Source organism: Oribacterium sinus (assembly GCF_963553175.1).
In the GTDB taxonomy this organism is placed as follows: Bacteria; Bacillota; Clostridia; order Lachnospirales; family Lachnospiraceae; genus Oribacterium; species Oribacterium sinus_B.
Genome location: NZ_CAUVME010000018.1, coordinates 1 through 23,098, shown reverse-complemented (window position 1 = coordinate 23,098; position 23,098 = coordinate 1). Strand labels below are relative to the sequence as shown.

The 23,098-nt window shown below is 44.4% G+C and carries 13 protein-coding genes, 1 tRNA gene and 1 rRNA gene; 1 reads left to right on the top strand and 14 read right to left on the bottom strand.

Annotation, left to right across the window (positions count from 1 at the left end; translation table 11 throughout):
• Positions 1-21: 21 nt before the first annotated feature.
• Entirely contained in the window at positions 22-2,607 is a 2,586-nt protein-coding gene (gene secA, locus RYO92_RS06500; RefSeq protein WP_040648425.1) for a preprotein translocase subunit SecA, read from the bottom strand.
• A 214-nt stretch (positions 2,608-2,821) separates the two neighbouring features.
• On the opposite strand from secA, the gene hpf reads away from it, so the two are divergent.
• The gene (gene hpf / locus RYO92_RS06495) at positions 2,822-3,352 is read left to right on the top strand and encodes a ribosome hibernation-promoting factor, HPF/YfiA family (RefSeq protein ID WP_007156561.1); all 531 of its coding nucleotides are present in this window, start codon (positions 2,822-2,824) and stop codon (positions 3,350-3,352) included.
• A 41-nt stretch (positions 3,353-3,393) separates the two neighbouring features.
• On the opposite strand, the gene RYO92_RS06490 is transcribed toward hpf, so the two are convergent.
• The 13 genes from RYO92_RS06490 to RYO92_RS06430 form a co-directional block, all read right to left on the bottom strand.
• Positions 3,394-5,004 carry an O-antigen ligase family protein gene (locus RYO92_RS06490; RefSeq protein WP_198004431.1) on the bottom strand — a complete coding sequence of 537 codons (1,611 nt, stop codon included), beginning with the start codon at positions 5,002-5,004 and terminating at the stop codon, positions 3,394-3,396.
• Between the two features lie 37 nt (positions 5,005-5,041).
• Positions 5,042-6,934: an LCP family protein gene (locus tag RYO92_RS06485; protein WP_315271231.1), complete on the bottom strand. Its 1,893-nt coding sequence runs from the start codon at positions 6,932-6,934 to the stop codon at positions 5,042-5,044.
• 73 nt (positions 6,935-7,007) lie between these two features.
• Positions 7,008-8,423 (bottom strand): undecaprenyl-phosphate glucose phosphotransferase, encoded by a 1,416-nt coding sequence (locus RYO92_RS06480; protein ID WP_007156565.1) that lies wholly within the window; start codon positions 8,421-8,423, stop codon positions 7,008-7,010.
• 110 nt (positions 8,424-8,533) lie between these two features.
• On the bottom strand, positions 8,534-9,448 hold the full coding sequence (locus tag RYO92_RS06475; protein WP_242650870.1) for an alpha/beta hydrolase: 915 nt from the start codon (positions 9,446-9,448) through the stop codon (positions 8,534-8,536).
• Positions 9,449-9,816: 368 nt separating this feature from the next.
• Positions 9,817-11,061, bottom strand: a complete 1,245-nt coding sequence (locus tag RYO92_RS06470) for a S1C family serine protease (protein WP_007156567.1) — start codon at positions 11,059-11,061, stop codon at positions 9,817-9,819.
• 196 nt (positions 11,062-11,257) lie between these two features.
• Positions 11,258-12,934, bottom strand: coding sequence for an alpha-glucosidase (locus RYO92_RS06465; RefSeq protein ID WP_007156568.1), 1,677 nt, complete (start codon positions 12,932-12,934; stop codon positions 11,258-11,260).
• 92 nt (positions 12,935-13,026) lie between these two features.
• Complete coding sequence (locus tag RYO92_RS06460; protein WP_315369844.1) at positions 13,027-14,766, bottom strand: glycoside hydrolase family 13 protein; 1,740 nt, start codon at positions 14,764-14,766, stop codon at positions 13,027-13,029.
• An 82-nt stretch (positions 14,767-14,848) separates the two neighbouring features.
• On the bottom strand, positions 14,849-15,982 hold the full coding sequence (locus tag RYO92_RS06455; protein WP_083793707.1) for a LacI family DNA-binding transcriptional regulator: 1,134 nt from the start codon (positions 15,980-15,982) through the stop codon (positions 14,849-14,851).
• A 130-nt stretch (positions 15,983-16,112) separates the two neighbouring features.
• Positions 16,113-16,982: a carbohydrate ABC transporter permease gene (locus tag RYO92_RS06450; protein ID WP_007156572.1), complete on the bottom strand. Its 870-nt coding sequence runs from the start codon at positions 16,980-16,982 to the stop codon at positions 16,113-16,115.
• Entirely contained in the window at positions 16,982-18,025 is a 1,044-nt protein-coding gene (locus RYO92_RS06445; RefSeq protein ID WP_007156573.1) for a carbohydrate ABC transporter permease, read from the bottom strand. Before RYO92_RS06445 ends, RYO92_RS06450 begins: the two co-directional genes overlap by 1 nt.
• A gap of 55 nt (positions 18,026-18,080) precedes the next feature.
• The gene (locus RYO92_RS06440; protein ID WP_315369843.1) at positions 18,081-19,427 is read right to left on the bottom strand and encodes an ABC transporter substrate-binding protein; all 1,347 of its coding nucleotides are present in this window, start codon (positions 19,425-19,427) and stop codon (positions 18,081-18,083) included.
• A gap of 471 nt (positions 19,428-19,898) precedes the next feature.
• A tRNA-Asp gene (locus tag RYO92_RS06435) sits at positions 19,899-19,972 on the bottom strand.
• Between the two features lie 69 nt (positions 19,973-20,041).
• Positions 20,042-22,920 (bottom strand): 23S ribosomal RNA (locus RYO92_RS06430).
• Positions 22,921-23,098 lie beyond the last annotated feature (178 nt).

Here is a 23,098-nt window from a genome sequence, read left to right as displayed (position 1 = left end):
AACGGCTCCTCTGAAGGGCAATTAATTCTTCTGATAGAGGTTCGCGCCGTGGCACTGCTTATACTTCTTTCCGGAACCGCAGGGGCATGGATCGTTGGGATAAATCTTTCTGCCTTCTCTTTGCTTCGGACTTCTTACCGCAGATTCATCTCTATTGGTTGCCAATGGCTTTGCCACCTGCTCTCTTTCCACCTTCTGCTCCAACTTAATCTGGTACAGCACACGGATGGTTTCTTCCTGAATGCTTCTCATCATATTCTGGAACATCTCATAACCGGCAATCTTGTATTCTACCAGCGGATCCTTCTGTCCGTATGCCTGCAAGCCGATACCGTCTCTTAAAATATCCATGTCATCGATATGGCTCATCCACTTCTGATCCATAACCTTCAGAAGAATTACTCGCTCCGCCTCTCTCATCTGCTCAGGATTCGGGAACTCCGCCTCCTTCTGCTCATAAAGACGAATGGCCTCTTCCTTCAATCTCTGGCTCAGCTCATCTCCGGTCATGTTCTCATATTCCTCTTCCGTAAGTCTTAACTTCTTTAAAGGAATAATGCTCATCAGTGTGTCATTCAAGCCGGACAAATCCCATTCCTTGGGAGTCTGTCCCTCTCCGATACACTCGGCAACATAATTATCCACCGTATCCGTGATAAAGCGTACAATGAGAGGACGCATATTGTCCCCCTCCAATACCTTTTCTCTCTCAGTATAAATGACATCTCTCTGATCGTTGTTAACCTCATCATACTTTAAGAGGTTTTCACGGATGCCATAGTTGTTTAACTCAATCTTTTCCTGTGCCTTGGCAATGGCATTGGAAAGCATCTTATGGTGAATCTGTTCTCCATCCGGTACACCCAGAGCCTCAAACATGCCCATCAATCTTTCGGAACCGAAGAGACGCATCAAGTCATCTTCCAAAGAAATGAAGAACTGGGACTGTCCCGGGTCTCCCTGTCTTCCGGCACGACCTCTTAACTGATTGTCGATTCTTCGAGACTCGTGACGCTCCGTACCAACGATATGAAGACCGCCGGCAGCCTTTGCCTCATCATCCAGCTTAATATCGGTACCACGACCTGCCATGTTGGTGGCAATGGTCACCGCACCGTGTACACCGGCCTCCGCTACGATAGCCGCCTCCTGCTCATGGAACTTGGCGTTCAAGACATTGTGCTTAATGCCTCTCTTCCGAAGCATGGAGGATAAAAGCTCGGAGGTTTCAATGGCAATGGTACCTACCAGTACCGGGGCTCCGGTCTCATGGATAGCCTGAATCTCATCCACTACCGCCTGGAACTTTTCCTTCTTAGACTTATATACCGCATCATCCAAATCAATTCTCTGTACCGGTCTGTTGGTAGGAATCTGGATAACGTCCATGGAGTAAATGTTTCTGAACTCCTTTTCCTCGGTCTGGGCAGTACCGGTCATTCCGGCCTTCTTCTTGAACTTGTTGAAGAAGTTCTGGAAGGTAATGGTAGCCAGGGTTCTGGACTCTCTCTTTACCTGTACATGCTCCTTGGCCTCGATTGCCTGATGCAAACCGTCGGAATAACGACGACCGTTCATAATACGTCCGGTAAATTCGTCAACGATTAAAACCTCATCATCCTTAACCACATAGTCCTTATCTCTGAACATCAGGTTATGGGCTCTTAAAGCCAGGATAATGTTGTGCTGGATTTCCAGGTTCTCCGCATCCGCCAGGTTGTTAATATGGAAGTACTTCTCCACCTTCTCCACACCCTGCTGGGTAAGGTTTACGGTCTTTTCCTTCTCATTTACGATAAAGTCTCCGGTCTCTTCAATTTCTTCTCCCAAAATCGCATTGATCTTGGAAAACTCGGCGGACTCTTCTCCTCTTTCCAGCTGTTGTGCCAAAATGTCACAAAGCTCATAGAGCTTGGTGGACTTTCCGGACTGTCCGGAAATAATCAAAGGTGTTCTCGCCTCATCGATTAAAACGGAGTCCACCTCATCGATAATACAATAGTTTAAGCCCCGAAGTACCTGCTGGCTCTTGTAAATCGCCATGTTGTCTCTCAAGTAATCAAAGCCCAATTCATTGTTGGTTACATAGGTAATATCACAAGCATAGGCCGCCTGTCTTTCCTCCGTGGACATTTCATTCAAAACCGTACCGACGGTTAAGCCAAGGTAACGGTGTACTCTTCCCATCCACTCGGAGTCACGCTTAGCCAAGTAATCGTTTACGGTAACGACATGAACGCCATTTCCGGCAAGTGCATTCAAATAAGCGGGACAGGTAGACACCAGGGTCTTTCCTTCTCCCGTTCTCATCTCCGCAATACGTCCCTGATGAAGAACGATTCCACCAATCAACTGTACGGGGAAATGTTCCATACCCAGCTCTCTCTTAGCCGCTTCTCTAACGGTAGCAAAGGCTTCAGGCAGTAAGTCATCCAGGGTTTCTCCCTGTGCCAAACGATTTTTAAATTTCTCTGTCTGTCCCTTAAGCTCTTCCTCGGACATAGCAGCCATCGTGCTCTGTAAAGAAAGGATCTTGTCTAACTTAGGTTGGATCAGCTTCAATTCTCTCTGTGAGTGGGTACCAAATATTTTCTCGAAAAGATTCATTATCCTATACTCCTTCTCCATACAATCTCTGTATGGTTCCGTATAAATCTATAACTCATAGATTCTACCATTAGTTCCAAGCTTATTCAAGGTGTTTCCGCCATACAGATTTGTTGATTATTCACAAGATTTTCATACCACTGCATCAAAAAAAATGCTATACTCAAGAAAAGAAGAAATTCTTTTGGACAACTGAGAAAGGAAGGAATTTTTTATGAAAATTACCATTACCGGAAGAAACCTTAGTCTAACCGATGGACTAAAAAATGGCGTGGAGAAGAAGTTAGGGAAGCTGGACAAGTTTTTCCAGGCGGAAACTCCCTGTAACGTAACACTTTCTACCCAAAAGGATATGCAGAAAATCGAGGTAACCATCCCTGTAAAAGGAAGCGTTATCCGTGCAGAGGAAGCTACCCCGGATATGTACCAGTCCATTGACCTTGTAGTGGATGTTCTGGAGCGGCAGATTCGTAAATACAAGAATAAATTAATCCAGCGTCATCAGGCCGCATCCGACTTCAGTTCGGAGTTTATCGAAGAGAAGCCGGCACAGGACGAGGAAGAAATCAAGATTGTTCGTACCAAGCACATTGATTTAAAGCCTATGACTGCAGAAGAAGCTTGCCTGCAGATGGAACTTCTGGGACACAGCTTCTTTGTTTTCCAGGACGGCAACACCGGCAAAGTCAATGTAGTCTATAAGAGAAAGGCTAACAGCTACGGCTTAATCGAGCCGGAAGAATAATACCTTAAAATATTTAAAAGGGAGCTGTACAGCTCCCTTTTTTATTCCGCTCTCTTTCCGGCAATTCCCAAAAAGCACAGAAGCATCACAATAGGCATCACTATAGGTACGGCAATATTAATACTAGCCTGAACGAGGTAAGCCAGATAAGCCAGACTTACCGCAAAGGGAAAGGCAGTTTGTCCGAAAGTTGCTTCCGCCACATTCTCAGTCTCTTTCTTCCAAAATACGGTGAAGACATTTTTCAGGAAATAAAGATAGGCTAAAAGTCCAAAAACGCCGATGGTCAAAAGCAAATTCAGGTATTCATTATGGATACTGTCGATCAGTCCCATACCGGCCTGTTCCACTTCCACCTTATAATTGTCATTCGTCAGCATAAAATATCCGTCCGGACCATAGCCGAAGAGTCTCTTAAGCATAGGCATCTTGTCCCGGAAGTATTCCATACCCATCCTCCAGATAAAACCTCTGCCTGTTCCCCAGGAATCATCAAAGCGTAAAAATTGGCTGAACTGTTCCAGCACCGGATAGCGGTGGGCTACATTTACATCATAGATGGCATAGGCTCCCGCCATAAAGAACAGGACTAAAAGCAGGACATAAAGCCTCTTGAAAAGCTTCATGGACAATTCCTTCTTGCTGAATCTTCCTATAGCCCAAAGGATGCCGGAGAGTCCCATCCCCAGATAAGGAAGAATCGTCTTTCCCATGGAAAAGAGGAAACCCGGTGGAGAAATCTGCAGAATACTTTGTCCCTTCCCCGCAAGAAGCACGGCCAGCTTCAGAGAAAGGAAAAATAAAAAATACACGGAAAGACAGGTTCCGAAGCTTTTGTTATCCTTCCAGCAGAAAAACGGCAAAAGCAGAAAAACAATAAAATACCCGAGAACCGCATTGTCACTGCTTCCGAAGATTGTAGCAATGTGGCAAAGCAACATCATCCCCATAAAGAAGTGCTTCCAACGAAGCTCCTTTTCCTGCAAATACAAGCCGATATAGAGGCAGGCATAAAATAAGACAAGGCTGGTATAGCCGTTGATATTGCCCACCGGTCCGGCAAACATCGCCCACTTGGATAAGTCGGAAACATTATCAAAGAAATGCATATAGTTCATCATGTAAAAATCACTGATGCCCCATAAGCACTGTAAAATCACACCCACAGAAAAGAGAAGAAGATGAAACTTTTTAAAACGATAAAATCGACTAAGCCCAAGATATACCGTAAAGAAAAGTAACCAGGTCAGAACCCCCATATATCTTCCCGTGCTTCCCCACCAGGTTTCATAAGGATATCCGGAAAGGAACATGGAAAGGAAAAAGAGGAGAATCAGAAGACAAAAGGGAAGGTCCGTAGCAAATAAGGGCTTTTTCTTTCCCTCTTCCTTCTTCCAAAAAAGAGAAGGAAGAATCTCTTTTCGTTCTTCCTTCTTTAAGGTCAAAGAATACAAAGCCACAAAGGCAAAGAGCAGTACGGAAAAAACACTGCTGCAAATCCAGAAAAAATCAAAACGGGCCTGGAGAATATCAAAGTATTTATCCCGGGAATAGAGGGGAAAAACCAAAAGCATCAATACAAGGTAGAGTAAACAAATTCCATTCCCGATTGTATAAAAGTCCCTTTTGGCCTTTGAGTCCTTCAGTTCCATAGCTCTCCCTCTTCCCTCATTCATTTTTTGCAAAACGCTAATCTACAATATCTCCCGGTCCCGGATTCTCTCCGGAATTTTGGGAGCTTGCCGCAGTAGGCGGATTATTGCCGATGCTCGGTTCAGCATTATTTTCCTTTTTCTTCGTCTCTTCAGCGGATTTCTTCGTCTCTTCGTTGGATTTCTTGCTTTCTTCCGTGATTTTCTTGTTTTCTCCCGTAGTACTTTCTTCCGTGTACTGAATTTCGCCCTTCTTGCTCTCTTTGCTTTCCTGCTTGGATTCGGAATTCTTGGTACTTTCTACGGTTTTTCCGTTGCTGTCCGTCTCTGTCTTGGACTTCCTGGACTCGGAACTCTCCTCGGACTGAGATTTCTTCTTTCCGCTTTCTTCTGAGGAGCTCTTCTTCTTTTTACTGTTCTCCTCTTCCTCTCTGTCTTCTGAGGACTTCTTCTTTTTGGAGCCGCTGTCGCTGTCTCCTCTTCCTTTCTTATAGCTTCCGGAATCCTCCGCAATCTTGTCACTGTAGGTCCAAACTGCAGCAGAGGGCTTATAATCCGTATCATTAAAGAGATATGCATGAAGCTTGGTTACGTTGGAGGCCAAGCTCTGAGGAATAACGCAGTCTCCCTTCTTTCCCATCATTTGTGTAGTTAAATCATAGGGAAAGCCTTCGGAACCTACAATATTGTATCGGTTAACACCCTTAGCCAGCTCTAAAATATCTCCCACATCTACATTAAAGGCAATCTGAGGAAGAACGGTGTCAATAACATTGGTCAAGGTGGCTAAATCCGCCTTTTTGGCATTGGCAAGAACCTGAGAGATAACCTCTCTTTGTCTCTTGGTTCTGGTAAAGTCATCATCCATGTAACGAAGTCTGGCATATGCTACCGCCTGTACACCGTCCAAATGCTGCATTCCCGGTCCCTTGATATACTCCGCCGCAGGATTCTTCTCATTGACCTTGGACTCAATACTGGTCTCATGAATATAGGCATTCATGTAACGGAATTCCTTCTGGGTAATGTCAATATCCACTCCCCCCAGCATGGTAATCACATCCGCTACTGCTCTCCAGTTAAAGGTGGCATAGTGTTCAATATCCAAATCCAGATTTTTATTGAGGGCCGCAACCGCCTGTTCCGGACCGCCGTCCGCATAAGCCTCGTTAATCTTGGCAAAACGGGAGCCTGCTGCCAGATTCAAATAGGTGTCACGGAATACGGAAGCCAGCTTTACCTCTCCCGTACCCCTGTCAATACAAACAATAATCTGCACATCCGCATTGGCTCCACGACCCACTCCGCCATCACGGGAATCAACACCGAAAACGGCAATGGTCCAGTAGCCCTGCATCTGCTCCTGCTTTTTGACATCGATATTGTCATTCTTCACGTTCTTTGTATTAAACTGTACATCCGGCTTAATATTCATATAACGAACCACATAACCGGTACAGAAAATTAAAATCAAAGTGAGAATTTCGATAACGGAAATCAGAAGAACCTTCTTCCACAAAGATTTCTTCTTTTTATTCTTCTCATCATAATACTCTTCCAGCTCTTCCTCGATCTGGTCCGGAGAATTTACCTGCAAAATATCCAAAGAACTCTTGCGTTTCTCCTCATTTCTTTCTTTGGGAAGAGTATAGAAGTCTACATTTTTCTCTCTCTTTCCTTCTTGGGATAACTTCTTATCCAAAAAAGACAGATCTTCCTTCCCCTGCTCTCTTCCTGTAGGGCGGTCTTCCTGCAAGCGCTTTCCTCTTGCAATCTGTGCCTTTAAATCCTGCTCTTTCTCGGAAAGGGGAGCACTCTCCCTCTTCTTTATTTCCGATGCGTTCTTTACTTCCGCTGAAGAGCTATGATTGCTCTCTTTATTTCCACTATGACTATGAGGTCTTCTCCCCTTATTCTGTTCTAATGCCACACTACTCCTCCAAATTGATTTCAAAGCTTATTTTACAGGAATCAAGGTATAATACCATGAAAACACAAAAAAATTAATAGGCATTTTTGTTAATAAATCCTTTCCATAGGGTTAAAAAGAGTATGCGAATATCCAAAGAAAGGCTCCAGTTTTCAATATACCAAAGGTCACAACGGATTCTTCCCTCTATGGAAGTATCTCCTCGGAAACCGTTCACCTGCGCCCATCCAGTCATCCCCGGTCGAACCTGATGCTTAATCATATAACGGGGAATCTGTTCTTTAAACTGCTCCACAAACTGGGTTCTCTCCGGTCTGGGACCGATGAGAGACATATCCCCCCTTAGGACATTGAAAAATTGGGGAAGCTCATCAATAGAGGTTTTTCGGATAATTTTCCCAATCCAGGTAACTCTGGGGTCTCCCTTTACCGTCCAGCCCTTCTTTTCTTCCTCCACGGTCTGTACCCGCATAGAGCGGAATTTATACATTTGAAAGGGAAGATTATGCCTGCCCACTCTTTCCTGCTTGAAAATGATGGGGCCGCTGGAATCCAGTCGAATCAAAAGCGCCACCAGCAGCATCAGGGGGCCGAAAAGGATGATGCCCACCAGGGCACCGAAAATATCCATCAGTCGCTTCACAAAAGCATTAAAGGGATCCGTCAAGGGAACATTACGAATATTGATGACAGGAAGTCCGTCCAAATCCTCCGCAATGGGCTTGGAATGAATAATCTCCTGATAGTCCGGTAAAAATTTGGTATGGACTCCGGATTTTTCACAAACCGCCACAATTCCCGGAAGCTTTTCATAAGCGGCAAGGGGCAGGGTTATCGCAATCTCGTCAATGGTGTTTTGAGCCAGGAAGTCTCCCAGCTCCTTGATTTTTCCGATTACGGATACCCCTCTATAGGACTCTCCCTTCTCCGCAAAATCATCCACAATACCGTAAATGGTATAGCCCCAATCCGGATTCCTTTTACAAGCGTCGATAAAACGGTTGGAAACCGCGGAAAATCCCACTAGAATCAGGTGCTTTTGGTTAAAGCCCTTCTTTCGAAGAGTGGCCAGGAATCTTCTTAAACCATAACGCTCCAAGGTATTTAAACAAATATTGCCAAGATAGTTATAGAACAGCACCTTGGTAGAGAAATGTTCAAAATAGCCGGATTTACGAAAGGCAAAGAAAAGAGAGGCGGAAATCAAAAGCCCCACACTGTTGGCTTGAATAATGCGAAAAAGCACATTTTTCATCCGCATGGTACGCATAGGATGATAAAGTCCGAAAATCCAATACAAAATTAAATATCCCGGAATCAGGGGAAGCAGGGCGGTAAAATACACCTTAGGAGAAAGTACGCCATGGCCCTCCGGAAAAATAGGATTCTTAATCGCAAAATACCATGCCAAAAAATAGGCCAAAGCTATGACGATTCCGTCGAAGAGGACCTGTAATTGATTTAGCTGTTTTTGTTTATCTTTGATCATATTTCCCTTCCTGTACAACAGCGGTATTGAAAATTTCTTGAGAAACACTCTCCACAAAAAATGACTTCGTCTCCCATAAACTGCATTTTATCAAAAGTGAATTGAATTTCTTAGGAAAGCAGATTCTTCGCAAAGGCGATTTGTCTTCTTAAAAGCCGCTCCGCCTCCGGTCTATGGACTTGCAATTCAAAGTCATGGGGCAATTCCCCTTCATTTTTACCGGGAAAATAGCTTTCCACCGGAACGCCGATTTGCCGGAGCTTTCTTTGAAAGTCCTTTCCCTGTTCCTGAAAGGAGCCGAGATTTCCGTCTGACAGAAAAGTGGGAGGAAAGGATTTTTCAATGTTTTGCAAAACAGAGGCTTCCTTCGCCTTTCTTCCTTTTTCCAAATCTTCTTCCTGAAAATAAGCAATTCCCCAGTTCCGAAAATAAGAATTGTTTTCTTTTGAATTGGTCTGCCCGTAACGGGTAGTATCCATGAGGCCGGAAAGAGAGATAAAGCCGCAAATCCTGCCCTTTCCCCTTCCTAATACCTCTTCCACCTTTAATCTTTTTCTGTATTTTTCATCCAGCTGGCTAAGGATAAACTGTCCTCCCAGTGCAGCTCCTGCACTGTCTCCCAGAATAATAAGCTTATTCGGATCAATTCCTAAAATATCCTGCTTTTGCACTATGGTTTTTACGGCAGCGGCAGCCTGCCTCAGGGCGATAGGATAGGGATACTCCGGCGCCAGAGCATAGTCAATGGCTATGACTTGGAATCCGTTCTTCAGCCATTCCAGAAAATAGGGATGCTGATCCACAACATTTTTACTGCCGGACACAAAGCCTCCTCCATGAAAATACAGGATGGTGCCCAGAACCTCCTTCTTCCGTTCTTTCGGATACAGATATGCATCAAAGAAGTTGTTGGGGTAGGCGGAAGGATAGGAAATATTTTTATAACGAATATATTCTCCATAATCTTCTCTATAGCTTCTCTTCTCTTCCCCGGTTTGCACGGCAGTTCTTTTGGTAAAGGACACAGCCTCCTTTATGGCTTCTCTTTCCCTTCCTTTTCCTTCCTCCCGGAAGAAAAAAAAGCTAAGCGCTAGAAAAAAACATAGAAAGAAAGCTATCCCTATTCTTTTTTTGAAAAACTTTCTTCTCATGCTCATCCAGCCTTCTCTTTCTAAAAAATATCATAAGACATATTTGTTTAGTATAGCATAAAAAAAGCTTCCGGAACTCGTCTTGGAAGCTTTTTTTATCGCAATCACACAATTTATTTTTTATTTTCCGTTCATTGTTCCTACTATTAAGGAGAAGCTTAAAGCCTCCTCTATGAAAATATCATTTTTCTAAAAATCTCATCTTCTTTAAGGTTTGCAGATATCTCCGAAAGAAGCTTTTCTTAGTTATTGTCCGTACTGTTCTTTCCTAAGGTTACTTCTACCGTCTTTTCTTCATACTGTCCCTTGGCAGAAAGACGTTTTACAGTCACTTCCACCTTTTCTCCTGCCTTATAGCCGGAAATCAAGGAAACCAAATCCTCCAGGCTTCTTACGCCCTGTCCGTCAAACTTGGTAATAATATCCTTTTCCTGTAAAGCGGAATTATCAATGCCATCACCCTTTAAAATCTTATAGACGTAAATTCCCTGGGGCATGTTGTAGGCTTCCGCAATACTGCTGTCCACCGTTTTTCCTTGAATACCGATGTAGCCTCTTTCATCATCCTTTACCTTTTCTCTGGTATCTCTCTTGGAGAGTGTCTCCACGATTTCCTGAACCTTCTTGGCAGGAATGGAGTAGCCCATACCCTCTACAGTTGTATCGGAATACTTTGCCACATTGATACCGATTAACTCTCCCTGCATATTCAGTAAGGCGCCGCCGGAGTTTCCGGGATTAATGGCTGCATCGGTTTGTAAAAGGCCGGTTTCCGAACCATTTTCCGTTTGAATATCTCTATCCTTGGCAGAGATAATACCGGTGGTTACTGACTGTCCGTAACCCAAAGCATTTCCGATTGCCACTACCTGATCTCCTACGCTTAAGGCATCGGAATCCCCGAAGGTGGCTGTAGTAATACTCTTCTTTGTGTCAGCGGAAATGGAATCCAAAGGAACGGCAATTACAGCTAAATCCGCATCACTGTCTGTTCCCTTAATCTTTGCATCGTAGGACTTTCCGTCCACAAATTGTACGGACAGGGAAGTGGAATCCTCTACCACATGCTTATTGGTCACAATCAGAAGCTCATTATCATTTTCTCCGATAATCACACCGGAACCGCTGGCCGCCGCCTCTTGCGTCTGTCCCTGACCATATAAAGAAAATCCGTTCTGCTGATACTTAATGGTGTTTGTGATGGAAACTACGGAAGGCATTGCTTCCTTTGCTATCTTAGACACGCTTTCTTCTCCGGATGTAGTAGTCTTTTCGGAAGAACTGTCGTTGTTATCCTTTGCTACCGTTTTCTGAATGGGAGAAGTGCTTTCCTTCTGTCCCTGTCCAGTAAGCTCATTTACGCTTGCTACAATTTCTGAACGGTGTTGGTCTGCCAACACATTTACGCCCACCATAGTGCCTCCGGATACTGCTCCGAAAAGAAGGGCGGATGCCACAATTCCTGCTACTCTATTTCCTCTTGCCATAATTTACCTCCTTACCAAGCCAAAGCTTTTTCCCTTATGACTTAGCTCTTTCTTTTTATTTACTATTTGAAAACTTGCATTATTTCATGGTCTTGGGAAGCTGTTTTCCTTTTGACACGACATAGAATAGAAAAAAAATGTGGCAAAAAAATGGAAAAAGAGTGAGGATTTTGTGTCCTCACTCTTTTCTTACTTTTTATTCCACTTCTAAAATCAAAGCCTCATAGCCGGAAAGCTTTACGGTATTTCCGTTGATTCTTGGCTCTACATTGGAAAGTACCACCTTCTTAATTGTTCCGGGAATCTCCACTTCTCTTTCTTCTTTTCTGTAATTCCCCAAAACCAAAAGGGTTTTCTTCTCTCCCTTTCTGTAGAAAGCCATAAAGCGGTCTTCCTTCTCCAGGAAGGGAATAAAGTCTCCATAAACCACCGCTTCCTTATACTCCTCCTGCTTACGAAGAGCACAGAGCGCTTTGTAATAGGCCAGAACGGAAGCCGGATCCTTCTCCTGACTTTCCACATTAATCCTTGTATAGTTGGGATTTACGGGAAGCCAAGGTTTCCCGGTGGTAAATCCTGCTTCCTTACCGCCTGTCCACTGCATAGGGGTTCTGGCATTGTCTCTGGAATAACGGTTTACAATCTTTAACGCTTCTTCCTTGCTATATCCGTTTTCCAAGGCGATTTTATATTCATCCAGGGTGGAAATGTCGTCTACCTCGGAAATGTCGTGGAAAATCACATTTTCCATACCGATTTCCTGCCCCTGATAGATAAAGGGAAGACCCCTCTGCATCATCTGCATAGTGGCAATAAACTTCTTGGAGGTATCGCTTAAGTCCTCCGCCGGAATATAGCTGTTTACTCCTCTGGACTCGTCATGGTTCTCAATAACGGTAGAAATAAATCCTACGGGATTTACCAATCTTTGGGTTAAGTAGCAGTTATCCCGATAAGCGTTCGGGGTAACCGGCTTATTGTCAAACCATCCCTTATCGGAATGTCCGCTACTATGGGCACGGAAGTCGAACATGGAAGAAAAATAACCGTCTTCTCCGATAAACTCCGGAATCTGCTCCTCGGTTTCATTAAAGACCTCTCCCACAGAAAAGGCATTGTGAGGGCGGAAACAACGATCCCGCATTTCCCGAAGGAATTCTCCGATTCCCTCCGCCTCATAAATCATATTGGTACAGGCGGCCATACCGTCCTCTCGGTCTGCAGGATAGTGATGTCCCTGAAGGGGGAATACCTTCTTGATATTCAGGATGGCATCAATACGGAAACCGGATACCCCCTTGTCCAACCACCAATTAATCATCTTGTAGATTTCTTCTCTAAGCTTTGGATTCTCCCAGTTTAAATCCGGCTGCTTCTTATGGAAGAGGTGTAAGTAATAGGTGTTCTCCGTTCCCGGTACCTTCTCCCAAACGGAACCGCCAAAATAGGAACGCCAGTTATTGGGCTCCTTTCCGTCGATTCCCTCTTCAAAGAAGAAATAATCCGCATAGGGCCCCTTGGGATCCGCAACGGCCTTTTGGAACCACTCATGCTCATCGGAGCAATGGTTTACCACTAAGTCCAAAAGGATATGCATGTCCCTTTTCTTAGCCTCCGCCAAAAGCTCCTCCATATCCTCATTGGAACCGAAGCGGGGATCAATCTTGTAGTAATCCGCAATATCATAGCCCTGGTCTGCCAATGGGGATAGGAAGCAGGGAGAAATCCAGATAATATCAATCCCCAGACTTTTCAAATAATCCAGTTTTTCGATAATTCCCCGAATGTCTCCGATTCCGTTTCCCTTAGTATCCTTAAAGCTTTTTGGGTAAATCTGGTAAGCGACCTTCTCCTGCCACCATTCTTTTCTCATTTTTTCTCCTTACTATACTTTTCCTTCTCTGTCATTCTATCCTGCCGACAAAATGACAGCTTTCCCACCGAGACAAAACTGCCGCGGCTGATTTAAATCTCTAATACAAAGGCCTCATAGGGAAGCAAGTGACCTCTCTTGGCATCTTCCTCTTCCACATTGTGAATCAAGAGCTTTCCTGTCTTAAACTCCTCCGGAATGGAGAAATCTCTCTCATTTTCCGATACGTTGCAGACTACCAAAAGCTTCTTTTCTCCCAGAGTTCTCTCATAGACAAACAAATCCGGATCCTCCGGAAGTAATAAATGGAAATCTCCGTACACAATCAGCTCTGAGCTATGCCGTAACGCAATCAGCTTCTGATAGTAGTGGAACACGGAATCCGGTCTCTTCAGCTGCTCCTCCGCATTCACTGTAGTGTAGTTGGGATTTACCGCAATCCAGGGAGTTCCTGTGGTAAAGCCCGCTTCCTTTTCACTGTTCCACTGCATGGGAGTTCTGGCATTGTCCCTGCTCTTATGGGCAATCATGGGGAACAGCTCCTCCGGACTGATATGAAGCTTCTCTGTCAATTCTTCATAAGCATTAATACTTTCCAAATCCCTAAACTGGGAAGGATCGGTGAAGGGATAATTTCCCATGCCCAGCTCTTCTCCCTGATAAATATAAGGAGTTCCCTGCATCATATGAAGGAAGGTGGCAATACACTTTGCGGAACGCTCTCTGTACTGACCTCCGTCATCTCCCAAACGGGCAATGACTCTGGGCTGGTCATGGTTGCAAAGATAGATACTGTTCCAAGCCACATCCTTTAAGCCCAGCTGCCACTTTTCCAGATTTTTCTTTAAAGGAACTAAAGGCATTCTTCCGGTGTTCCACTTAAAACCGTACTTGGGATTCTCATCCATACTTACATGCTCAAACTGGAAAACCATGTTTAACTCGGTTTGAGCTTCATTGGCATATTTTTTCGCTTCTTCTAAGGTTACTCCCGCAGTCTCTCCTACAGTCATTAAATCATATTTTGAGAGCACCTTCTGATTCATCTCCTGCAAGAATTCATGGACTCTGGGACCATTGGCACAAACTGCTCCGTCTCCATAAACAGCCCCTTTTGGAATCTCCGTGCTGGGAAGTCCCTCAGGCTTGGAAATTAAGGAAATAACATCCATACGGAAACCGTCGATGCCCTTTTCGCACCAACGAGTCATCATATCAAAGACTTCTTTTCTTACGATTTCATTTTCCCAGTTCAGATCCGGCTGCTTCTTAGAGAAGAGGTGGAGATAGAACTCTCCGGTCTTTTCGTCAAAGACCCAGGCAGGTCCGGAGAAGAAGGAACCCCAGTTGTTGGGAGGAAGAAGCTTTTCTCCCTGATACTCCACAATATCCCCGGCAAAGCGCTCCTGCTCTTCCTTAGAAACAGTGGACAGAGGTCTTCCCTTTCGCCAAATGTAGTAATCTCTCTTGGCATTTTCCTTGTCCTTACGGCTCTCCATAAACCAGGCATGCTCGTCGGAACTATGGTTTACCACCAGATCCATCACAATCTTAATGCCTTTTTCATGAGCCTTCTTTAAAAGACGGTCAAAGTCCGCCATAGTACCGAACTCTTCCATGATATCTTCATAGTCGGAAATATCATAGCCGTTGTCATCGTTGGGAGAACGATAAACCGGAGAAAGCCAAATGACATCAATGCCCAATTCCTGCAGATAATCCAGCTTACTCTCGATTCCCGGTAAATCTCCGATGCCGTCTCCATTACTATCACAGAAACTTCTGGGATAAATCTGATACACAACGGCTTCCTTCCACCATGTCTTTTTCATCTTCTTCTCCTTTCAAAGAAAACAATACTTTATTCCATTAACAATACACGCTTAGAATCTTCTATTCCATTACGGAAGCACACTACACTTCCTCCAGGAACTTTTCTCTGTCCCTGTGCTCCGATTCCTTTTGCAAATGAAGCTGTAGCCCGGGGGATGGCTGCCTCTCCCGTAAAGCCTGCACAGAGCTTCCTTCCTCCAAAAATACAGGTAATCGAATATCCTTTTTACAAGTTCCAATATCCTGCTCTTCCTTAAGCAGAAACAAAAGCTCCGTTACCGCCCGTCTTCCCTTTTCCGTGCTGTCCTGACAAATGGTGCAAAGCCGAGGTCTTGCTCTCTTTGCCGCAAAAATCCCATCATATCCGGCTATGGAAATATCCTCCGGAACCTTAAGGCCTTGATCCATACAAAAGCTCATCATTTCCAGAGCCATAATGTCTGCTGTAAAGAATAAAGCCGTACAGCCCCAAAAACCTTCCTGATAAAATTCCCTGTATTGCTTTTGTCTGATTTTCCCGTCATAGGATAAGTTTCGGCAAAGACTCCGGTCCGCCGCTAAGTTCTTTTCTTCGTAAGCCTGTAGATACCCCTGATACCGAATATTGTCTATAGCGTCCTTCCGCAATACATCCATGCCGTCCATCAAAGATAAAAAAGCAATTTTTTCATGTCCTTTGGAAAGCAGGTAGCGAGTCATCTCCAGTGCTCCCTGATAATCCTCCAGTCCTACATTCACATAGGAATGATCTTCCGGGAAGAAAATGGTATCAATGGTAACAACCGGAACCGAATTCAAAGAGCGTAAATAGTAGTAACCTTCCCGTTTTGCGCCCAGGAGGATAATTCCTTCCACATTCCACTCCAGAGTAATCTTAGTACAGAGCTCCACATCCGGATTGGCATACAGTAAAAGAAAATATCCTTCCTTCTGCAACGCGCTTTGTACTGCACCGATGATTGAAGAAACAAAGGGATCCTGTACAATACTCTCCTCCTCAGCTCTGCTATAGGCCAAAATCAGAGCAATAAGACGGGAGCCCTGTTTTGTCAACATTTGGGCCCCCCGATGTGTAACATAATGCTCTTCCTCTAAAATCCTTTGCACCTTTTCATAGAGCTCAGGACTTAACTTGTTTTTTCTGCCATGAATCACATTGGATACTGTAGAGGGACTTACATTTGCAAGTTTAGCAATATCTTTAATCCTAGCCATAATCTTCATTCTGAATATTTATCACAGGGAAATGCCTGCAAACTGCAAAGGACCTGCAGTCCATGCAAGATGCAGTCCTTTGCGATAAATATTCCTCTCTCTGTTAGATTCTTTAAGAACGCTGTTCTCCTTATCCCTTTACAGCACCCTCTACCATTCCGCTCATAATCTGCTTCTGTCCTACCAGGAAGACAATAACCATAGGAAGAATCGCCAGTAATGCTGCAGATAAAATCAAATCCCACTGCTTTACATAAGATCCCACGAAAGCCTGTACAGCTACAGGAAGGGTCTTAATCTTTCCGTTCTGTCCCAGCATCAAAGAAGGCAGTAAATAGTCGTTCCAAATCCACATACCGTTCAAAATGGTCACCGTAGTAACCACCGGACGCAGCAACGGAAAGATAATCTTGAAAAATGTCCCCTCAGGAGAACAGCCGTCAATTGCCGCAGCCTCCTCCAACTCATAGGGAATACCCTTAATAAAACCTGTCAGAATAAATACTGTCATGGCACCGCCGAAACCAAGGTAAGCAAACAAAATACCATGGACAGACTGCAACATATTAATGCCCACAAACTTTCCCACATCTCTAAAGGTGGAAAGAAGAGGAAGCATTACTACCTGGAAAGGAATAATCATAGAAGCAATAAAAGTCATATACACTGCAATCGCCCAAGGCTTTTTATTGTTTCTACTGATAACCCAGGCAGCCATACAGCCGAATAAAATCAGAAGAATCAAAGAAACTACTGTAATAATCGCCGAGGTACCGAAAGCATACCAGAAGTTAAAATTGGAATTATGAATTACAGAATTCAGGTTTGCCTGTAACTGGGCAAAGCTAACCCCTTGAAAAGCCACCGGATCCTTAACGATATCAGCCTGTCTCTTAAAGGAATTCATCACTACCAAATAGAAGGGAAATAAAATATAAATCGCAATGCAAGTTCCCAGAATTCCCAAAAATAAATTTTTTACACTTTTAGACTTGCCCATTACATCTCCACCTCTCTACTATTGCTGATTCGAACTTGAATCAGGGAAATAACCGCCAGAATAATAAAGAACAAAATAGCCTTCGCCTGGGCCAGAGCAAAATTATTCTTTGCAATAGCCGTGTTGTAAATATTTAAAGCAAGCATCTGGGTACCGTTGGATAGATAGGATCCCATAAAGTCCGCCACAGAACCGGTTCCGTTGGTCAAAGCCATATTTACGTCAAACTGTTTAAAAGCAGAGGTTAAGGTTAAGAAAGTACAAATGGTAATGGTAGATGCAATCATCGGAAGCTTAACCTTAAACAAGGTTTGTAACGCCGTAGCCCCGTCAATCTGAGCAGCCTCCAGTACATCTCCCGGAATCTGTGTAAGTCCCGTAACATAAATCAACATGATATATCCGCCACTCTGCCAGAGATAAACCACAATAATGGCCAACATCGCTGTCTTGGTCTGGGATAACATGGAAAATTTCATATAATTCATCAAAACATTGTTGAAGACGAACTGCCAGATATAACCCAGAACAATTCCTCCAATCAGGTTCGGTAAAAAGTAAGCAGCTCTGAAAAAAGCCACCCCACGCATTTTCACGGTACAAAGTAGAGCTAATAAAAAGCCTACCAAGTTAATCATCACAACATTAATAATAACAAAAACAAAGGTAATTAAAACGGACCAGATAAAGGCCGGATCTTTAAACATAGCCTGATAGTTGGCTAACCCTACTACTTTGGTAAAACGAATTCCTGTCCAATCAGTAAAAGAATACCCTATACCTAAAATTAACGGAATAATCACAGTCACCGCAAAGGTAAATAGCAGGGGAAATAAGAATAGAAAATATACTATTTTTCTATGGTGTTTTTTGCTTGGCAAAATATACAGGCCAAGAAAAAACAAAACCACACCTAAAATCAATAAGTTACCGCGGTATGTAGCCTTAGAGCCTGTAAAATCCAAAATCAAAGTATAGATCGTACTAAGCGCTCCTGCCAGAAGCAAAATAATAGACTGCAAGGATTGTGAACGTCCTTTCATGAAATCCCCCTTTTAAAAAATGGGGCAGCTTAGCTGCCCCTATTCCGGGAAAAAATTAGCCAGCATAGTACTGTGCAATTACTTTTTCCATAGTATCAACAAACTTCGCTGTGTCTAAATTGCCGGAAGCGAAATCCTGATATACAACACCTAATGCATTCTGTGCAAGACCGTCTTTGTTGTTTAACCAATGCCATGCAGAGGTCTTTCCTGCCTTGGTGTAATCGGTAATGGTCTGTGCAAACGGATCGTTAGCTACATAGCTGATAGACTTGAACGGACTTACAAATCCTGCCTTTTCAACAAGAATCTTCTGAGCCGTATCCTCGGAAATCCACTGTAAGAACTTCTTGGACTCTTCAGCATTATCATTGTCAAAAACAGACCACCAAGAAGGAGAGTTAGTCTGAATAGTATCAATACCTTCCTCAAATGCATAAGGAATCATACCAACCTTGAAGTTGCCGGCAGCATCATACTGCTCCTTATCATCATTAGTCATGGTTGCACCGATCCAAGATCCCTGTGTAACGAAAGCATACTTTCCTGCAGAGAAGTTCTGAATCTGCTGGTCGTAGGTTCCGGAAACCAAAAGAGCAGGATCTGCATACTTGTTGAAAAGAGCAATCATATCAGCATACTTGCTGAAACGCTCATTATCAAGCTTTCCTTCGTTTAATAAGTCAATGTATTTGGTATCATCTCTCTTCAGGCCTGCATCCTCATATACACCAAAGAGGTGGTTACCGGTAGACCAGTAAAGATTGGTAGCCTCTGCAACATAACCGATTACAGCAGTAAGACCTAACTCGTCCTTCTTGCTGTCCAGAGTCTCAAAAGCCTTCTTCATGGATTCCGGACCTGTGATAGACTTTGGATCAATTCCGGCCTTCTCCAAAATATCCGCATTGTAAGCCAAACCGATAGCCTCTGTGGTATAAGGGAAGCCTAAAACCTTACCGTTCTCATCCTTGTAAGCAGATTCTGTATCGGAAACCCACTTCTCATTGGACAAGTCTACAAGATGACCTTCCCAGTTCTTAAAATCGTTAGCACCGCCATTAACAAAGATATCCGGCATATTGTCAGCCTGGAAATATCCCTTGAGGGTTCCCTGAATATCAATTCCGCCACCCATGGACTCAATGTTAACCTTAACACCGGTTTCCTTCTCGTACTCTGCAGCCAGTTCCTTCATCTGTGCATCGACTTCGATCTTACCGTTTACTAAACGAAGCTCTTTGCCTGTGCTTGCAGCCTTCTCTCCGCCAGCCTCGGATCCGGCCTCCTTTGCCGCATCAGATCCTGCAGCCTTTGTGTCTTTGCTTGCATTGGATCCGCCGCAAGCTGTCAATGCTGCAGCTAAAATTGCAGTCATGAGTGCTAAGTTTCTTTTTTTCATGAACTTTTCCTCCTAAAAATTGCCCCTAAAAATAGGGAGACTATGCTCTCCGGGAATATACAAGCTCTGTATGAAATTGATATACCCTATTCGCTTTCTCAATCATAGCAGTTTTAAAGTATAAATACAAGAACAATTTTTAAAAAATGCACAGAAAAAAAGCTTGAAAAATAGAAAATATTCATAGTATTTCATAACACTATAATAAGAAATAAAAATAATAAGCAAAAATACATTTTATAAGAAAAGGGAAATGAAGGAAATGAGCATAAAATCGAATAAAGAATCCATATAAGTACATAGTAAAATGAAAGTAAAAGCACAATGAAAGTAATGCTATAATAAAATTACAAAATACAATAAAATCACAAAATACAACAAGAATCACAAAGTAAATAAAGCAATCTTAAGCATTATTTTAAAATATGAATACAAAAAAACCACTTCATAAGAAGTGGTTTCTTCCTATCACGACCCGGAACGGATTCGAACCGTCGACCTCCGCCGTGACAGGGCGGCGCTCTAACCAACTGAGCCACCGGGCCATATTCTCGCACCTTCAAAACTACATATAAAAGATTATTCTTCCTAGACTTTAGACAAAAACCAGACGCATTGGATAAGCCCTCGACCTATTAGTAACTGTCAGCTGAATGTATTACTACACTTACACCTCAGTCCTATCTACCTCGTTCTCTTCAAGGGGTCTTACTCTTGCGATGGGATATCTCATCTTGAGGTTGGCTTCACGCTTAGATGCCTTCAGCGTTTATCCATTCCCAACTTGCCTACCCTGCTATGGGATTGATTCCCAACAGGTACAGCAGAGGTCAGTCCATCCCGGTCCTCTCGTACTAAGGACAGATCCTCTCAAATATCCTACGCCCGCGCCGGATAGGGACCGAACTGTCTCACGACGTTCTGAACCCAGCTCGCGTACCGCTTTAATGGGCGAACAGCCCAACCCTTGGGACCGACTTCAGCCCCAGGATGCGATGAGCCGACATCGAGGTGCCAAACCTCCCCGTCGATGTGAACTCTTGGGGGAGATCAGCCTGTTATCCCCAGGGTAGCTTTTATCCGTTGAGCGATGGCAATCCCACTTTCATACCACCGGATCACTAAGTCCTACTTTCGTACCTGCTCCACCCGTCGGTGTCGCAGTCAAGCTCCCTTCTGCCTTTGCACTCTGCGAATGGTTTCCAACCATTCTGAGGGAACCTTTGAGCGCCTCCGATACACTTTCGGAGGCGACCGCCCCAGTCAAACTCCCCACCTGACATTGTCCCTTGACCGGCTTACGGCCTAAGGTTAGAAATCCAATAACATAAGGGTGGTATCCCAACAGCGACTCTGATAAAACCGAAGTTCTATCTTCTTCGTCTCCCACCTATCCTGTGCATACATTACCGAATCCCAGTATCAAGCTGGAGTAAAGCTCCATGGGGTCTTTCCGTCCTGGCGCGGGTAACCAGCATCTTCACTGGTACTTCAATTTCACCGGGTGCATTGTTGAGACAGCGCTCAAATCATTACGCCTTTCGTGCGGGTCGGAACTTACCCGACAAGGAATTTCGCTACCTTAGGACCGTTATAGTTACGGCCGCCGTTTACTGGGGCTTCAATTCAAAGCTTCGCTTGCGCTAACCTCTCCTCTTAACCTTCCAGCACCGGGCAGGCGTCAGCCCATATACCTCACCTTACGGTTTCGCATAGACCTGTGTTTTTGCTAAACAGTTGCTTGAGCCTTTTCTCTGCGGCCCAGTTGCCTGGGCACCCCTTCTCCCGAAGTTACGGGGTCATTTTGCCGAGTTCCTTAACAATGCTTCTCCCGCCGGCCTTAGGATTCTCTCCTCATCTACCTGTGTCGGTTTGCGGTACGGGCTTACTAAACACAATAGCGGCTTTTCTCGCCACAGAGTTAAAGAGCTTCTCTACTTCTTTTCGATCCGCATCAGGTCTTCAGATTGTGTAGCGGTTTTTCCTACTACACTCCTACCTCCCTTGCACCGGTCTTCTCATTCCCGGCTCTCTCTTTCTCCATGTGTCCCCACATTTCTGATTTAGTAAGGTACTGGAATCTACACCAGTTGTCCATCGACTACGCTTCTCAGCCTCGCCTTAGGCCCCGACTTACCCAGGGCAGATCAGCTTTACCCTGGAAACCTTAGATATTCGGCCTGGAGGATTCTCACCTCCATCTCGCTACTCATTCCGGCATTCTCTCTTCAAAACTCTCCACGGCTCCTTCCGGTACCGCTTCTACGTGTTTTCAATGCTCCTCTACCGATGGTTTACACCATCCCTAAGCTTCGGTGTCATGTTTTAGCCCCGTTAATTTTCGGCGCAGGACCTCTCGACTAGTGAGCTATTACGCACTCTTTGAATGTGTGGCTGCTTCTAAGCCAACATCCTAGCTGTCTTCGAAATCCCACATCCTTTTCCACTTAACACGTATTTTGGGACCTTAGCTGTAGGTCTGGGCTCTTTCCCTTTTGACTGTCCAACTTATCTCGTACAGTCTGACTCCCGACCATCATCAGTGCGGCATTCGCAGTTTGATATCCCTTGGTAGGCTTTGACGCCCCCTCAGGAATTCAGTGCTCTACCTCCGTCTGACTAAGTCGAGGCTAGCCCTAAAGCTATTTCGAGGAGAACCAGCTATCTCCGGGTTCGATTGGAATTTCTCCGCTATCCACACCTCATCGCCACCCTTTTCAACGGATGTGCGTTCGGACCTCCACCAAATTTTACTTTAGCTTCATCCTGGACATGGATAGGTCACCCGGTTTCGGGTCTATATCTACTGACTTTGCGCCCTATTCAGACTCGCTCTCGCTTCGGCTCCGGACCTTAAGTCCTTAACCTTGCCAGTAACTATAACTCGCCGGACCGTTCTACAAAAAGTACGCGGTTCAGCTTGCGCTGTTCCACAGTTTGTAAACACAGGGTTTCAGGTTCTCTTTCACTCCCCTCCCGGGGTCCTTTTCACCTTTCCTTCACAGTACTAATCGCTATCGGTCACTGAGTAGTATTTAGCCTTAGGGGGTGGTCCCCCCGTATTCCTGCCAGGTTCCACGTGTCTGACAGTACTCTGGATTCCGCTCATTCCTTTACGCTTCGTGTAAGGGGCTTTCACCCTCTATGGCAACGCTTTCCATCGTCTTCCACTCACTTACGGAACTAAATGCGGTCCGAACCCCAAGGTGCACGCACCTTGGTTTGGGCTCTTCCGATTTCGCTCGCCACTACTTTCGGAATCACTGTTGTTTTCTCTTCCTCCGCCTACTTAGATGTTTCAGTTCAGCGGGTTCCCTCTGTACAGTTATGTATTGGCTGTACAGTACTAGAGCTTTTCTCTAGTGGGTTTCCCCATTCAGATATCTGCGGATCAAATCGTATTTGCCAATCCCCGCAGCTTTTCGCAGCTTATCACGTCTTTCTTCGGCTCTCAGTGCCTAGGCATTCACCCTATGCTCTTATTGCTTAACCAATTCTCCACTTGATCGCTCAAGTGTTCGAGATACTAGCGTGTATCTCTTTTTTCTGATTTGCAAGTTAACCTTTCGGTTTCCTTGCCTCGTTTTGTACAAGTTTTACCTTGTACCCTCGGATGTCTTACTCTATTTACTAGAATAATCATTTCTTGATATGTAGTTTTCAAGGTACGA

What these genes read in the sequence shown, in the direction of transcription:
- secA (WP_040648425.1), bottom strand. Translation starts at nt 2,607, where the DNA reads ATGAATCTTTTCGAGAAAATATTTGGTACCCACTCACAGAGAGAATTG.
- hpf (WP_007156561.1), top strand. Translation starts at nt 2,822, where the DNA reads ATGAAAATTACCATTACCGGAAGAAACCTTAGTCTAACCGATGGACTA.
- RYO92_RS06490 (WP_198004431.1), bottom strand. Translation starts at nt 5,004, where the DNA reads ATGGAACTGAAGGACTCAAAGGCCAAAAGGGACTTTTATACAATCGGG.
- RYO92_RS06480 (WP_007156565.1), bottom strand. Translation starts at nt 8,423, where the DNA reads ATGATCAAAGATAAACAAAAACAGCTAAATCAATTACAGGTCCTCTTC.
- RYO92_RS06470 (WP_007156567.1), bottom strand. Translation starts at nt 11,061, where the DNA reads ATGGCAAGAGGAAATAGAGTAGCAGGAATTGTGGCATCCGCCCTTCTT.
- RYO92_RS06465 (WP_007156568.1), bottom strand. Translation starts at nt 12,934, where the DNA reads ATGAGAAAAGAATGGTGGCAGGAGAAGGTCGCTTACCAGATTTACCCA.
- RYO92_RS06460 (WP_315369844.1), bottom strand. Translation starts at nt 14,766, where the DNA reads ATGAAAAAGACATGGTGGAAGGAAGCCGTTGTGTATCAGATTTATCCC.
- RYO92_RS06455 (WP_083793707.1), bottom strand. Translation starts at nt 15,982, where the DNA reads ATGGCTAGGATTAAAGATATTGCTAAACTTGCAAATGTAAGTCCCTCT.
- RYO92_RS06450 (WP_007156572.1), bottom strand. Translation starts at nt 16,982, where the DNA reads ATGGGCAAGTCTAAAAGTGTAAAAAATTTATTTTTGGGAATTCTGGGA.
- RYO92_RS06445 (WP_007156573.1), bottom strand. Translation starts at nt 18,025, where the DNA reads ATGAAAGGACGTTCACAATCCTTGCAGTCTATTATTTTGCTTCTGGCA.
- RYO92_RS06440 (WP_315369843.1), bottom strand. Translation starts at nt 19,427, where the DNA reads ATGAAAAAAAGAAACTTAGCACTCATGACTGCAATTTTAGCTGCAGCA.